At 61.4% G+C, this 14,709-nt stretch carries 14 protein-coding genes and 1 riboswitch; of the genes, 8 read left to right on the forward strand and 6 right to left on the reverse strand.

Annotated features, from left to right (window positions below):
* Nucleotides 1-34 precede the first annotated feature (34 nt).
* Nucleotides 35-1,714, forward strand: a complete 1,680-nt coding sequence (gene ligB, locus AC1RME_RS00855; protein ID WP_096817709.1) for an NAD-dependent DNA ligase LigB — start codon at nucleotides 35-37, stop codon at nucleotides 1,712-1,714.
* A 96-nt stretch (nucleotides 1,715-1,810) separates the two neighbouring features.
* Nucleotides 1,811-2,206 (forward strand): DUF1090 domain-containing protein, encoded by a 396-nt coding sequence (locus AC1RME_RS00860; protein WP_096817707.1) that lies wholly within the window; start codon nucleotides 1,811-1,813, stop codon nucleotides 2,204-2,206.
* A gap of 42 nt (nucleotides 2,207-2,248) precedes the next feature.
* Here the strand turns inward: AC1RME_RS00860 and AC1RME_RS00865 are convergent, their stop codons facing one another.
* Nucleotides 2,249-2,698, reverse strand: coding sequence for a c-type cytochrome (locus AC1RME_RS00865; protein ID WP_096817705.1), 450 nt, complete (start codon nucleotides 2,696-2,698; stop codon nucleotides 2,249-2,251).
* 128 nt (nucleotides 2,699-2,826) lie between these two features.
* Between AC1RME_RS00865 and mltA the strand changes: the two genes are divergently transcribed.
* A complete protein-coding gene (gene mltA, locus AC1RME_RS00870; protein WP_096817695.1) occupies nucleotides 2,827-3,999 on the forward strand; it encodes a murein transglycosylase A in 1,173 nt (390 codons plus the stop codon).
* Nucleotides 4,000-4,048: 49 nt separating this feature from the next.
* Here mltA and AC1RME_RS00875 read toward each other — a convergent pair whose 3' ends face one another.
* Entirely contained in the window at nucleotides 4,049-4,432 is a 384-nt protein-coding gene (locus AC1RME_RS00875; protein WP_096817690.1) for an MAPEG family protein, read from the reverse strand.
* Nucleotides 4,433-4,467: 35 nt separating this feature from the next.
* Complete coding sequence (locus AC1RME_RS00880) at nucleotides 4,468-5,301, reverse strand: EamA family transporter (protein ID WP_096817687.1); 834 nt, start codon at nucleotides 5,299-5,301, stop codon at nucleotides 4,468-4,470.
* Between the two features lie 237 nt (nucleotides 5,302-5,538).
* Here AC1RME_RS00880 and AC1RME_RS00885 point away from each other — a divergent pair, with 237 nt between their 5' ends.
* Nucleotides 5,539-6,804 carry a cation:proton antiporter gene (locus tag AC1RME_RS00885; protein ID WP_096817683.1) on the forward strand — a complete coding sequence of 422 codons (1,266 nt, stop codon included), beginning with the start codon at nucleotides 5,539-5,541 and terminating at the stop codon, nucleotides 6,802-6,804.
* On the opposite strand, the gene AC1RME_RS00890 is transcribed toward AC1RME_RS00885, so the two are convergent.
* On the reverse strand, nucleotides 6,805-7,692 hold the full coding sequence (locus AC1RME_RS00890; RefSeq protein WP_096817678.1) for a formate/nitrite transporter family protein: 888 nt from the start codon (nucleotides 7,690-7,692) through the stop codon (nucleotides 6,805-6,807).
* 73 nt (nucleotides 7,693-7,765) lie between these two features.
* A complete protein-coding gene (locus AC1RME_RS00895; protein ID WP_007959686.1) occupies nucleotides 7,766-8,173 on the reverse strand; it encodes an acyl-CoA thioesterase in 408 nt (135 codons plus the stop codon).
* Nucleotides 8,174-8,370: 197 nt separating this feature from the next.
* A riboswitch (S-adenosyl-L-homocysteine riboswitch) is annotated at nucleotides 8,371-8,469 on the forward strand.
* Nucleotides 8,470-8,491: 22 nt separating this feature from the next.
* On the opposite strand from AC1RME_RS00895, the gene ahcY reads away from it, so the two are divergent.
* The 4 genes from ahcY to rhlE2 all read left to right on the forward strand — a co-directional run bounded on the left by ahcY (nucleotide 8,492) and on the right by rhlE2 (nucleotide 14,020).
* On the forward strand, nucleotides 8,492-9,901 hold the full coding sequence (gene ahcY / locus AC1RME_RS00900) for an adenosylhomocysteinase (RefSeq protein WP_096817673.1): 1,410 nt from the start codon (nucleotides 8,492-8,494) through the stop codon (nucleotides 9,899-9,901).
* 189 nt (nucleotides 9,902-10,090) lie between these two features.
* Nucleotides 10,091-10,936 (forward strand): methylenetetrahydrofolate reductase [NAD(P)H], encoded by an 846-nt coding sequence (metF, locus tag AC1RME_RS00905; RefSeq protein ID WP_096817669.1) that lies wholly within the window; start codon nucleotides 10,091-10,093, stop codon nucleotides 10,934-10,936.
* Nucleotides 10,937-11,104: 168 nt separating this feature from the next.
* Complete coding sequence (locus AC1RME_RS00910) at nucleotides 11,105-11,917, forward strand: substrate-binding periplasmic protein (protein ID WP_096817664.1); 813 nt, start codon at nucleotides 11,105-11,107, stop codon at nucleotides 11,915-11,917.
* Between the two features lie 222 nt (nucleotides 11,918-12,139).
* On the forward strand, nucleotides 12,140-14,020 hold the full coding sequence (rhlE2, locus tag AC1RME_RS00915; RefSeq protein WP_096817662.1) for an RNA helicase RhlE2: 1,881 nt from the start codon (nucleotides 12,140-12,142) through the stop codon (nucleotides 14,018-14,020).
* A 69-nt stretch (nucleotides 14,021-14,089) separates the two neighbouring features.
* Here rhlE2 and AC1RME_RS00920 read toward each other — a convergent pair whose 3' ends face one another.
* The gene (locus AC1RME_RS00920) at nucleotides 14,090-14,683 is read right to left on the reverse strand and encodes a YceI family protein (protein WP_096817658.1); all 594 of its coding nucleotides are present in this window, start codon (nucleotides 14,681-14,683) and stop codon (nucleotides 14,090-14,092) included.
* Nucleotides 14,684-14,709: the final 26 nt, after the last annotated feature.

Consider the following 14,709-nt stretch of genomic DNA (forward strand, 5'->3'; position numbering starts at 1 on the left):
CCTTCAGGTATCTCTCTGAGCAAGGACGCTCACGATGCTTGCCACACTGCGCCTGTTTTTCTTTTTCCTGCCGGTTTTCATCCACCTCAGCGCCTTCGCTGACGACTGCCCCACCTGGCCCGCCGACCGTGCACAAACCGAAATCGCCGCCCTGCAGCAGCAGGTCGATCAGTGGGACGACGCCTATCATCGGGAAGGCCGATCACTGATCACCGACGAACTCTATGATCAGTCCCGCACCCGGCTCGGCGAATGGCGCCAGTGCTTCAAACTTCCCCCACCGCCCAAGCCGTTACGAACGGCGTCAGGGCCGGTCGCGCACCCGATCGCCCATACCGGCCTCGACAAACTGCACGACGCAGCGGACATCGAAACCTGGCTGCGCGACCGCAAGGACGTCTGGGCACAACCCAAGATCGACGGCGTGGCCGTCACGCTGGTCTATCGCGCCGGGCGTTTGCAGCAGGCGATCAGTCGCGGCGACGGAATTCGCGGGCAGGACTGGACTGCATCGGCGCACAAGATCAACGCCATTCCCCGGCAACTGACACAACCGCGAGATCTGTCAGTGCAGGGTGAACTCTATTGGCGACTGAACGACCATATCCAGGCCCGAGCCGGCAGCGCCAACGCCCGTGCGACAGTCGCCGGCCTGATGGGACGCAAGGACTTGAGTGCCGAACAGGCAGCAGGCATCGGGCTTTTTGTCTGGGACTGGCCGCTGGGCCCAAGCAGCCTCACAGAGCGAATCACGGGCCTGGCATCACTGGGCTTCGCCACGACTGAACCTTACAGCCATCCCGTTGGTGATCTTGCCGAGGCGCAAAAGTGGCGTGATCACTGGTATCGCTCACCGCTGCCCTTCGCCAGTGATGGCATCGTCTTGCGCCAAAGTCTGCGCCCTGCAGCCGAACGTTGGCAGGCGCGCTCGCCTTTCTGGGCCGTGGCCTGGAAGTACCCGTTCGCCCAGGCACTGGCCAATGTACGCAAGGTCGATTTCAAGATCGGCCGTACCGGGCGCATCACCCCCGTGCTGGAACTGGCGTCGGTCATGCTCGATGACCGCCAGATCAGACGCGTCAGCGTCAGTTCACTCAAACGCTGGCAGGAACTGGACATTCGTCCCGGCGATCAAGTGGCGATCAGCCTGGCCGGGCTGACGATACCGCGACTCGACAGCGTTGTACTGCGCAGCACAGAGCGCGTCGAGCTGAACGCTCCACTCGCCAGCGACTTTCACGCGCTAAGCTGCTGGCAACCAACGCCCGGATGCGAGAGTCAGTTCCTCGCGCGCCTGACCTGGCTTGGCGGCAAGCAAGGGCTGGCACTGCCCCATGTCGGGCGCGGTACGTGGGAGAAACTTCTGGAAACAGGCCGCCTGAACAGCCTGCTGGATTGGTTGACCCTCGACGGGCCAGAGCTTGCTAAGATTGCCGGCCTCGGCGAACGCAGCAGCGCTCGCCTGTCGCACAGTTTTCACAGCGCTCGCCAACGGCCGTTCACCCAGTGGCTCAAAGCCCTCGGGCTGCCGCCGACCGGCCAGGCTTCTTTGGCTGACTCATGGCAAGCGCTGGCACAACGAAATACCGAACAATGGCAGGCAGAGCCCGGAATCGGCCCCGGTCGCGCAGCGCAATTGAGCGCTTTTTTCCGCGACCCGCAGGTGCTGGTCCTGAGTGAAACCTTACGTGCCGCCGGAATCGACGGTTTCTGAACATGCATCCCGGTACGCCGGGAACCCAACGGTCGCCGAGGCGCTCCAAGAGCGCAGTGCTTTCACGACCCGATTGCCTTTGCACATGGAGCTTTTATGAAATTTCTCGCACCGCTCGCCATGCTCATTCTTTGCGGCGTAATGGCCGCCCCCGCGATGGCTGGCGAAGACGCCCCGGGCCTGACCGGTTGTGCTGCCAAGAAGCAAGGCATCATCAATCAGATCGTACAGGCCAAATCCCGCGGCAACGCCGACCAGCAGGCCGGCCTCGAAACCGCCCTGCGCGAAGTCACCGAACACTGCACCGACGCCGGCCTGAAAAAGGAACGTGAAAACAAGGTGCTCGACGCCAAGCACGAAGTCAGCAAGCGCCAGGCCGACCTCGACAAGGCCATGAAGAAAGGCGATCCGGAGAAGATCGACAAGCGCAAGAACAAGCTCGCCGAGTCGCGCAAGGAATTGCAGGACGCGCTGGACGAGCTCGACAAGTAACAAAGCAAGGGATCACAGCCAGAGGCTGTGATCCCTTGAACATCAATGGTCGCGAAACTCTTTATGACAGGCACTGCAGGCATCTTCGACCTTCTGCACCGCCGGCCCCAGGTTGCTGACCTTGTAAGGCTGAACCTTGCTGGCGATCACCAGTTCACCAGTGGCGGCCTCAAGGGTGCGGGCCATCTCCTGGAAACGTGCCTGTCGCTGCCAGACATCGTCCTTGGCGCTGGTGTGATCTTCTTCGCGCACCGAAGGGAAATGCTTCCACGGTTCATGGGACAGCGCATCGAGCTTGACCGCGCCTTCCGTGAACTTCGGCCCGTCGAAGGCAATGCGCCCGCGCAGCATGCCGCCCAGGTCTTCGCCGGTCTTGAGCATCTGCTTGAAGATCGCCTTGCGCTGGCCCAGCGGGGAATTCGGATCGACACCGCCGCAGGCGGACAAGGTCAGACAGGCCAGCAATACAACAGAAAGTCTTTTAAGAGTCATGGTGGCTTCAGGTCACGGAATTCGGCGGCCAGTATCCTCGCGTCACCGCCAAACACCAATAGCCCTATTAATAATACGGGTTGCTGGCGCGCATGGAGCACGCCTGCAACCGACACAGGAAATTCTCCATGAACAGCCGTTTCAAGGCCTGGCGTCACCCACTCATCGCAACCCTGCCGCTGCTGGCCATCCTCGCCGGCTGCACCGGGGGCGACAGTGCCAAGCCGAAAACCCACGCACTGGCCACTTACTCCAGCGCCACTTGGGAAGCGCTGCCCGCAGTGTCCGACAACGATCTGGTGGCCGGTTTCGGTTCGTGGCGCAGCGCCTGCACCCGGCTCAAGGCTGACCCGATCTGGGGCGCCACCTGCGCGGCGGCCGCCAATGTGCCGCAAAGCGCCGGCGACATCCGCAGCTTCCTCAAGCAGCACCTCGACGTCTTCGGACTGCGCGCCGAGCACGACAATCCCAACGGCCTGATCACCGGCTACTACGAACCGGTCTACCCCGGCAGCCTGACGCAAACAGCGACCGCCAACGTGCCGGTGTACGGCGTGCCTGAAGACATGATCATCGTGTCCCTGGACAGCATTTACCCCGAGCTGAAAGGCAAACGTCTGCGCGGACGCCTCGAAGGTCGCGTGCTCAAGCCTTACGACGACGCCGCGACCATCGAGACCAAAGGCGTCAAGGCACCGGTGGTGGCGTGGCTGACCGATCCGATGAACCTGCAATTCCTGCAGATCCAGGGTTCGGGGCGGATTCAGACCGATGACGGCCGGCAACTGCGCATCGCCTACGCCGACCAGAACGGTCATCCGTACCGGCCGATCGGCCGCTGGCTGGTGGAACAGGGTGAGCTGAAGAAAGAAGACGTGACCATGGGCGCCATCAGCAACTGGGCCAAGACCAATCCGTCGCGTATTCCGGAGTTGCTCGGCAGCAACCCGAGCTATGTGTTCTTCACCCGCAACCCGGACAGCAACGAAGGCCCGCGCGGCTCGTTGAATGTGCCGCTGACCGCCGGTTACAGCGCGGCGGTGGATCGCAAGGTGATCCCGCTGGGCAGCCTGCTGTGGCTGTCGACCACTCGCCCTGACGGCACGGCACTGGTACGCCCGGTAGCCGCGCAGGACACCGGCGGCGCGATTGCCGGCGAAGTTCGTGCAGACCTGTTCTGGGGCACCGGTGAGGCCGCCGGGCAACTGGCCGGTGACATGAAGCAGCAGGGGCAGATCTGGATGCTCTGGCCCAAAGGCGCGGCGTTACCGCAAGTGCCGCAGGTGGCCGACAAGCTGTAAGCGCAACGCAAAAGATCGCAGGCCTCGTCAGCCTGCGATCTGTTCAGCTTCAGACCGAAACGAAGAAGAAACTGGCGATCAGCCCCATCCCGACAAACCACACCAGCGACCGCAGAATCGCCCAGTCCGCCAGATAGCAAATGATGTAGAGCAGACGACTGGTGATAAACAGCACCGCCAGCACGTTGACCGTCACCAGCTCCGCCGTGCCCACCAGATGCGCGACGATCACCGCCGCCGCAAAGGCCGGCGTCACTTCAAAACTGTTCAGTTGCGCCGCATGGGCCCGTCGGGCCAAACCGTTCAGGCTTTCGAGAAAATCCCGAGGATCGTGGTTGTCGCTCAGCCGATAACCACCGACAGCCTTGGCCACGCCCGTGCACAGATAGGGCAGAAAGATCGCAATCAAAACGCACCACAGAGCCACCGTCATAACGCCGTCCTTCTTCAGTTTTTAGAGTTGGCGGGTCAGAACTTCATCACCAGCATGCCGATCAGCACCAGCCCACAGGCTAAGAGCCGTGGCCGACCGAAAGGTTCTTTCAGGTAGCGCATGCCGAACAGCACCACCAGAATCACGCTGATTTCACGCAACGCCGCCGCTTCGGCAATCGACCCCAGTTGCATCGCCCACAGCACCAGAGCGTAGCTGAACAACACGCAGAACCCGACCGCCAGTCCCAGCTTCCATTGTTCGCGCCAGAACAGCATGAACGCCGGCCGCTTGGCCACCCACGCCAGCAGCGGGAACGGCCACGCGCTGAGCAGCGTGACCCAGACCAGGTAATCCAGGGGATGCGACCAGCGCCGCAAGGCCTGACCATCGATGTAGGTGTAGCAGCCGATGCACAACCCGATCAGCGCCACCACCGGCAACATCGACCATGGCAAGTGTTTCCCGCCGCCGCCCTGCCAGAGCAGGCAGGCCATGCCCAGCGGGATCAACATGATCCCGAAGATCTGCTGCGTGGTCAGCACTTCACCGGCGAAGATCAGGGTCAGCGCCAGCACCACCAGCGGCGACAAACCGCGCATCAACGGATAGACCAGCCCCAGGTCGCCGACCCGATAGGCCTGGATCAACAGGTAGCGATAGAGCAGCTCGAACGCCGCCGACGCCAGAATCCACGGCCAGATTTCCTGCGGCGGCAGGCTGATGAAAGGAAATGCCAGCGCGACGAACAACAGCGCCACGGTGTCCATACAGGCCACCACCAGCAGCCGTTCGGCGCTGAACTTGATCAGGGTATTCCACGCTGCGTGCAACAGCGCCGCCACCAACACCAGAGCTGTCGCCAGCACGTGTCACTCCTTCATTCTTGTTTTTGAACCTGAGCCATTTGATCAGGTCTTTGATTCGCGATGTGTCAGGCGCTGTTTATACGTCAAGCGCCCCCGTCGCAACCGGTTGCGCACAGACAAATCTCAAAAAATCCTGTCTGGGCGACACAATTGTGCCCCCACCCGGCATCTGCCCATCCAACCCTTGCGTCCACGAACGGGCGCGCTGTCTTTTCACCCCCATCCAAAGGACCCCGGATGCTTGAACTCGTCGCCGCTTTCATCTGCCTCACCACCCTCCTCACTTTTGTGAATTTCCGCTTCATCGGTTTGCCTCCGACCATCGGCGTGATGGTTACCGCACTGATGTTTTCCCTGTTGCTGCAAGGCCTGAGCCTGCTCGGCTACCCCGGCCTCGAAGAGCGCGTACAGCAACTGATCGGCCAGATCGACTTCGGTGATCTGCTGATGAACTGGATGCTGTCGTTCCTGCTGTTCGCCGGCGCCTTGCACGTCAACCTGAACGACCTGCGCAGCTACCGCTGGCCCATCGGCCTGCTGGCGACGTTCGGTGTACTGATCGCCACCGCCGTGATCGGCAGCCTCGCCTACTACATTTTTGCCCTGTTCGGCTGGCACGTGAGCTTCCTCTACTGCCTGTTGTTCGGCGCGCTGATTTCCCCGACCGACCCGATCGCGGTGCTTGGCGTGTTGCGTACGGCCAATGCCTCGAAACCGTTGAAGACCACCATCGTCGGCGAATCGCTGTTCAACGACGGCACCGCCGTGGTGGTGTTCACCGTGCTGCTGGGCATCGCGCAACTGGGCGAAACCCCGACCGTCGGCGCCACGGCCATGCTGTTCGTCCATGAAGCCGTCGGTGGCGTGCTGTTCGGCGGGCTGATCGGTTATCTGGTGTACCTGATGATCAAGAGCATCGAGCAGCACCAGATCGAAGTCATGCTGACCCTGGCGCTGGTGATTGGCGGTTCGGCGATGGCCACCGAGCTGCACGTCTCGGCGCCGATTGCGATGGTGGTCGCCGGTCTGATCATCGGCAACCTCGGTCGCAACCTGGCAATGAACGACATGACGCGCAAATACCTGGACGGTTTCTGGGAGTTGCTCGACGACATGCTCAACGCCCTGCTGTTCGCGCTGATCGGCATGGAGCTGTTGCTGCTGCCGTTCAACTGGCTGCACGTGGCGGCGGCGAGCCTGCTGGCGCTGGCGATTCTGCTGTCGCGCCTGCTCACCGTGGCCCCGGCCATTGTCCTGTTGCGCCGCTGGCGCACAGTGCCGCGCGGCACCATCCGGATCCTGACCTGGGGCGGTTTGCGCGGCGGTGTTTCGGTGGCGTTGGCTTTGGCCCTGCCGCTTGGCCCGGAACGCGATCTGCTGCTGAGCATCACCTACATCGTGGTGCTGTCGTCGATCCTGCTGCAGGGCCTGACCATCGGCAAACTGGTCAAGCACGCGACTCGCGACGAGCCGGTAACGGCTGCCGAGCCCGCGCACCACTGATCATTTCTTGATCGGCTGCGGACCGGGCTTTTCAACCCGGTCCGCAGACTCCTTCGGTTTTCCACTTTCGCTACGGATCTGCGCATGGCTGATCAGGGCGAAGATGAAACTGCCGCCGATGATGTTCCCCGCCAATGTCGGCCCGGCAAACACTGCCCAGAAATCACTCCACGGCAACTCGCCGGCAAATACCAGATACGACACTTCCGCCGATCCGACCACAATGTGCGTGAAGTCGCCCAGCGCCATGAGGTAGGTGATGAGGATGATGATCCACATCTTTGCGCTCTCCATGGACGGGATCATCCAGACCATGGTGGCGATCATCCAGCCGGAAACGATGCCCTTGGCGAACATCTGGCTGGCGTGGTTTTCCATGACCTTGCGACCGATTTCGAGGAAGGCGGCGTCGGTCTTGCTGTCGAAGATCGGCAGCTCGAGCATCACGTAAGCCACCAGAATCGTGCCGCACAGATTGCCGAACAGTACGACTGTCCAGAGTCGGATCAGTCGGCCGAAGTTTCGGATCGTCGGTTTGGTCATGACCGGCAGCACAGCGGTCAGGGTGTTTTCGGTGAACAACTGCTGGCGGGCGAGGATCACCGCGAGAAAGCCTGCGCAGTAACCGAAGCTGGCGATCACCTTGAATTCGTCACCCTCGGGCAACCGGGAATTGAGCAGGCCCATGCCCATCAGCGACAGGCCCATGGTCAGCCCCGCCGCCAGCGCCGACCACCACAGCGCGGCAATGCTGCGCTCCAGTTCCTGGTCGCCCTGTGTACGGATGATTTCATGCAGGACTGCCGCGCGGGGCGGCTGGTTTTTCTCGACTTCGTGCTGTTCCTTGGCCGAGAGGTCGGGGGTCTTGCCGTCTGTTGGCGTGGTCATGGCGGGAAACCGGTGGCGGGGTCATAAAACTACGACACGCGCCATTCGGCTTCCGTTCTACAGAACGCGCCGATTACTCGGTAACAGGCGTTTCATCCTTGAACTGGTCTTTGACGTATTTGATTTCGGTCCGCCCGTGCGGTGCCGGCAGGCCGTCTTCACCGAGGTTGACGAAGACCATCTTCTCGACCGTCAGGATGCTCTTGCGGGTGATCTTGTTGCGCACTTCACAGGTCAGGGTGATCGAGGTGCGGCCGAACTCGGTGGCGGTGATGCCCAGCTCGATGATGTCGCCCTGGCGCGAGGCGCTGACGAAGTTGATCTCGGAAATGTACTTGGTCACCACACGCTGGTTGCCCAGTTGAACGATGGCGTAGATCGCGGCTTCTTCGTCGATCCAGCGCAGCAGGCTGCCGCCGAACAGGGTGCCGTTGGGGTTGAGGTCTTCGGGTTTTACCCATTTGCGGGTGTGGAAATTCATGTTCACTCCTGAGCGTTTGCCGAAAGATGGGCGCCATCTTGGCAGACTGATCGGTCATGCTCCATGAGGCTTCTACTATGGTCGCGATTGGCGATCTTCATTTGGCCGACAGAAACCCTTTGGAAGATCAGTCTAGACGGCTATAATCGCCCCCGTTTCAAAACGGTAACGTTCACTTGATACCGTTTTCCCGCCACCTGTCCGAGGGGCGCTGCAGCAGGTTCAACCTGTCAGGCTCGGATGGGGCGTTGACTGGCTCAGGCCGGACACTAAACGCACAACGGCGCCCATTCGCATACATTACGAATGGAGGCTCTCATGAGCGCTGTTATCACGCCTGCAGATTTTAACGATTACAAAGTTGCCGACATGTCCCTGGCTGCCTGGGGCCGTCGCGAAACCATCATCGCCGAGTCGGAAATGCCGGCCCTGATGGGTCTGCGCCGCAAGTACGCTTCCGAGCAGCCGCTGAAAGGCGCAAAAATCCTCGGCTGCATCCACATGACCATTCAGACCGCCGTGCTGATCGAAACCCTGGTTGCCCTGGGTGCCGAAGTTCGCTGGTCGTCCTGCAACATCTTCTCGACTCAGGATCAGGCCGCTGCTTCCATCGCCGCTGCCGGCATCCCGGTTTTCGCCTGGAAAGGCGAGACTGAAGAAGAGTACGAGTGGTGCCTGGAGCAGACCATCCTGAAAGATGGCCAGCCATGGGACGCCAACATGATCCTCGACGACGGCGGCGACCTGACTCAGCTGCTGCACGACAAGTACCCACAGGTTCTGGATCGCGTTCACGGCGTGACCGAAGAAACTACCACCGGCGTACACCGTCTGCTGGACATGCTGGCCAAGGGCGAACTGCGCATCCCGGCCATCAACGTCAACGACTCGGTGACCAAGTCCAAGAACGACAACAAGTACGGCTGCCGTCACAGCCTGAACGACGCCATCAAGCGTGGTACTGACCACCTGCTGTCCGGCAAGCAAGCGCTGGTCATCGGTTACGGTGACGTGGGCAAGGGCTCAGCCCAGTCCCTGCGTCAGGAAGGCATGATCGTCAAAGTATCCGAAGTCGACCCGATCTGCGCCATGCAAGCCTGCATGGACGGTTTCGAACTGGTTTCGCCGTTCATCGACGGTATCAACGACGGCACCGAAACCAGCATCGACAAAGCGCTGCTGGGCAAGATCGACCTGATCGTGACCACCACCGGTAACGTCAACGTTTGCGACGCAAACATGCTCAAAGCCCTGAAGAAGCGCGCCGTTGTCTGCAACATCGGTCACTTCGACAACGAAATCGACACCGCTTTCATGCGCAAGAACTGGGCATGGGAAGAAGTGAAGCCACAGGTACACAAGATCCACCGTACCGGCCCGGGCGCTTTCGACGCTCAGAACGACGACTACCTGATCCTGCTGGCCGAAGGCCGTCTGGTGAACCTGGGCAACGCCACCGGTCACCCGAGCCGCATCATGGACGGTTCGTTCGCCAACCAGGTTCTGGCCCAGATCTTCCTGTTCGGCCAGAAGTACGCCGACCTGTCGCCAGCCCAGAAAGCCGAGCGCCTGACCGTTGAAGTACTGCCGAAGAAACTCGACGAAGAAGTGGCCCTGGAAATGGTTCGCGGCTTCGGCGGCGTGGTCACCCAACTGACCAAGCAACAGGCTGACTACATCGGCGTGACCGTCGAAGGCCCGTTCAAGCCGCACGCTTACCGCTACTAAGAGCAGCTGCGAGCTTCAAGCTTCAAGCGGCAAGCAAGGCCACAAGCCGAGCTTGCCGCGCGAAGCCCGAAAGCTCTGCCCCTATTTGTCAAAACAGTGTCAGGCCGCAAGCTTCAGGCACAAGAGACCAGCGCACCTCCGCTGCTCTTGCAGCTTGAAGCTTGCAGCTTGTAGCTGGAGGTCCCCTCCATGTCCCAAGACCGTCGCTACAGCTTCGAGTTCTTCCCGACCAAGACCGATGCTGGGCATGAAAAACTGCTCGCCACTGCCCGTCAGCTGGCCACCTACAACCCTGACTTCTTTTCCTGCACCTACGGCGCGGGCGGTTCGACCCGTGACCGCACGCTGAACACCGTGTTGCAGCTGGAAAGCGAAGTCAAAATCCCCGCCGCCCCGCACCTGTCGTGCGTCGGCGACAGCAAGGACGACCTGCGCGGCCTGCTGAACGAGTACAAGGCTGCCGGCATCAAGCGCATCGTCGCCCTACGTGGTGACCTGCCGTCCGGCATGGGCATGACCAGCGGCGAGTTGCGTCACGCCAATGAACTGGTTGAGTTCATTCGTGAAGAAACCGGCAATCATTTCCACATCGAAGTCGCCGCCTACCCGGAAATGCATCCGCAAGCGCGCAACTACGAAGACGATCTCGCCAATTTCGTGCGCAAGGCCCGTGCCGGCGCCGACAGCGCGATCACCCAGTACTTCTTCAACGCCGACAGCTACTTCTACTTTGTCGACCGTTTGCAGGCGCTGGGCGTGGACATTCCGATCGTGCCGGGGATCATGCCGATCACCAACTACAGCAAGCTCGCGCGTTTCTCCGATGCCTGCGGTGCGGAAATCCCGCGCTGGATCCGCAAGCAACTGGAAGCCTACGGCGATGACAGCCAAAGCATTCAGCGCTTCGGCGAACAGGTCGTCACCGAAATGTGCGAACGCCTGCTGCAGGGCGGCGCACCTGGTCTGCACTTCTATTCCATGAACCAGGCCGAACCTAGCCTGGCGATCTGGAACAACCTGAAGTTGCCACGCTGAGACCGCTGTACGCCGCAAGCTGAACGCTTCATGCCACAACAAAAGATCGCAACTTTCGACAGCTTTTATAGCGCTGTCGCAACTGCGATCTTTTGCTTTTAAGGCCCGAAACAGAGCTTCTGCTGCCAGTTTCTGGCTCTTTGGCGTTTCTCGTCGTAATCTCAAGTCATGCCTTTGATCACGCAGTTATTCGCCGTGCTGGTTTTTGCTTGCCTGAGCTTTGCAGCTCGGGGCGAGAAGCTGCGTATCGTCACCGAACCGTGGGCCCCGTACGTTTACGAAGAGAACGGCAAGAACCTCGGGCTGGACTACGAAACCACCGCCATCGTGTTCAAACGCCTGGGCATCGAAGTCGAATGGCAGTTCCTGCCGTGGAAACGCTGCCTGTCGATGCTCGAAACCGGCCAGGCCGACGGCGCACTGGACATTTTTCACAGCGCCGAACGCGACGCCACCCTGCTCTACCCGAGCGAACCGCTGTCGGACGTCGAATTCGTGATGTTCTACGCCAACGAACGACCGCATCCCTTTCGCAGCCTTGAAGACCTCAAGGGCCTGACCATCGGCACCTCGCCGGGTTATCTGTACAGCCCGGACTTCAGCGAGTCGACCCTGTTCACCCGGGAACCGGCCCCGACCCACGAAGCCAACTTCGGCAAACTGGTGCGCGGGCGGATCGACCTGCTGATCACCGACCGACGCGTGGGCCAACACTTGCTCGATGAACTGAATATCCGCAACCAGATCACTGAAAACCCCACGGTCATCAGCCGTCAGAGCCAGTTCCTGGCCGTTCGGCGCAACGCAGGGATGGATTTGCTGGTGCAGCGCTTCGGCGCCGAACTCAAGCGTTTCAAGCGTGAACCGGCCTATGCCGAGCTCAGCGCACGCTACGGCGCGACCCCGGCCATGACAGCGCCACTGGGCAGCGCCACCGCCAGCGGCAAAACCGTTGAGCAGCAGGAAAGCGGCGCGCAGTGATTGCTCTGTTATACTCCGGCGTTCCCGCCAGGCTCACGCCCGGACGCCCGGAACCGTAACAGGCCTCCCGACCCGCTACAGCGCAGCTTTTCAGCCCGCGCGAGCGCTCCGGACGTGCCTTCGGAACCGCAGCAGGACCGGACGGGATTGCGTCCTCTTAAACGCCATTCGCGCCAGGCAAGACTCCCATTGGGCCAAGCCCTAACTAAAACAGGATTACTCATGTCCTTTGCTTCCCTCGGTCTCTCCGAGGCTTTGGTCCGCGCTATCGAAGACGCGGGCTATACCGAGCCTACTCCGGTGCAACAGCGGGCCATTCCCGCCGTGTTGCAAGGTCGCGACCTGATGGTTGCGGCACAGACAGGTACCGGTAAAACCGGCGGCTTCGCCCTTCCGATCCTGGAGCGGCTGTTCCCTAACGGTCACCCGGACAAATCCCAGCGTCACGGCCCGCGCCAACCGCGCGTCCTGGTGCTGACCCCGACCCGCGAACTCGCGGCCCAGGTTCACGACAGCTTCAAGATCTACGCCCGTGACCTGAAATTCGTCAGCGCCTGCATCTTCGGCGGCGTCGGCATGAACCCGCAGGTTCAGGCCATGTCCCGTGGTGTGGACGTACTGGTTGCCTGCCCAGGTCGTCTGCTCGACCTGTGCGGCCAGGGCAGCGTCGATCTGTCCCACGTTGAAATCCTCGTGCTGGACGAAGCCGACCGCATGCTCGACATGGGCTTCGTCCATGACGTGAAGAAAGTCCTCGCGCGTCTGCCGGCCAAGCGCCAGAACCTGCTGTTCTCGGCGACCTTCTCCAAAGACATCACTGATCTCGCCGGCAAGCTGCTGCACAACCCGGAACGCATCGAAGTGACGCCGCCGAACACCACGGTCGAGCGCATCGAACAACGCGTATTCCGTCTGCCAGCCAGCCACAAGCGTGCGCTGCTGGCTCACCTGATCACCGCTGGCGCCTGGGAACAGGTGCTGGTGTTCACCCGTACCAAGCACGGCGCCAACCGTCTGGCCGAGTACCTGGACAAACACGGCCTGCCGGCTGTGGCGATCCACGGTAACAAGAGCCAGAACGCCCGCACCAAAGCCCTGGCCGACTTCAAGGCCGGCGAAGTGCGCATCCTGGTAGCGACCGATATCGCCGCCCGTGGCCTGGACATCGACCAGTTGCCGCACGTGGTCAACTTCGAACTGCCGAACGTCGATGAAGACTACGTGCACCGCATCGGCCGTACCGGCCGTGCCGGTCGTTCGGGCGAGGCGATCTCGCTGGTTGCGCCGGACGAAGAAAAACTGCTGAAAAGCATCGAACGCATGACCAAGCAGAAAATCGCCGACGGCGACCTGATGGGCTTCGATGCCAGCACCATCGAGGCCGAGAAGCCTGAAGTGCGCGAGCGTCCGGACATGCGCAACCCGCGCAATGCCCGTGGCCCACGCGGCGACGGCCCGAATGGCGGCGGTGGTGGTGGCGGTCGTAAAGACAAAGGCAAAGACAAGGGCAAGGAAAAACCTGCCGGCGAACGCGGTGAGCGTGGCGAGCGTCCAGCCCGTCAACAGAAGCCGCGCGAAGGCACCCCGGCCCGCGAACAGCGTCAGCCGAGCCAACCGCCACGCGCCGCTGCTGACCGTGCTCCGGACGAATTCCTCGACGACGATGTGGATAACTTCGGTAACCGCGTTGACTACGTGCCGAAGCAGGCTCCGGCCGGCGGCCGTGGTCGTCGTCCAGGCGCTCCGGCGCAAGGCGCAGGTTCGGGCGCGCCGCGCACCGGTGGCCAGCCACAAGGTCGCCAGAACGGTCCGCGCAACAGCAACGGTTCGAGCACCGGCACCCCACCGGCCAAACGCAGCGGCCCGCGTAACGGTGCGCCGCGTGACGGCCAGGGTCGTCGCGACGAAAACCCGCGCAACCGCCGCCCGGCCCGTGACGATCAGCAACGTGCCGAGCCGGCCGTGCAGAACCCGCGCAGCAGCGGCCCGAAGATCATGCACAAGGAATCGAAAGCCGACCGCTTCCCGACTCCGGAACAGCTCGATCAACTGCCAAGTCGTCCACGCGGTGAAAAACCGGCCTTGCTGACTCGCAATCGCTGAGTTTCAACAAGGCAATAAAAAACGCCCCCGGTCGCAAGACCGGGGGCGTTTTTGTATGTCTGGCGAAAATTACTTCGCTTTGACACCTTCGAACGAGATGTACAGGTCGACGTTGTCGGACTGTGGACCCAGATCCATCATCTTGCCGAAATCAGAGCGCTTGATGCTGGTGGTGCCTTCGAAGCCGGCACGGTAGCCGCCCCATGGATCCTTGCCTTCACCCAGGAACGTGGCCTTGACCACGATCGGCTTGGTCACGCCGTGCAGGGTCAGGTCGCCGGTCACGTCAGCAGTGTCTTTGCCTGCGGCGTTCTTGCCGGTGGATTTGACGCTGGTGGAGACGAACTTGGCGTCAGCAAATTTGCCCACGTCCAGGAAGTCTTTGCTGGCGATGTGCTTGTCGCGCTCGGCGTGGTTGGTGAACACGCTGGCGGTCTTCACGTCGAACTCGATCTTGCTGTCTTCAGGCTTGGCAGCATCGAAGCTGAACTTGCCGCTGATGTCCTTGAAGGTACCGGTGATGAAACTGTAGCCCAGGTGGCTGATCTTGAAGTCGACGAAGGCGTGCTGACCTTCTTTGTCGACGGTGTAGTCAGCGGCCATTACGTTGGCGGACAGCACGGCAGAACCGATTGCCAGAGCGGCCAGAGTCTTTTTCAACATACTTTCTTTTCCTTTGAGTCGAGGTT

This window comes from Pseudomonas sp. GW822-FHT03F08 (assembly GCF_058801265.1).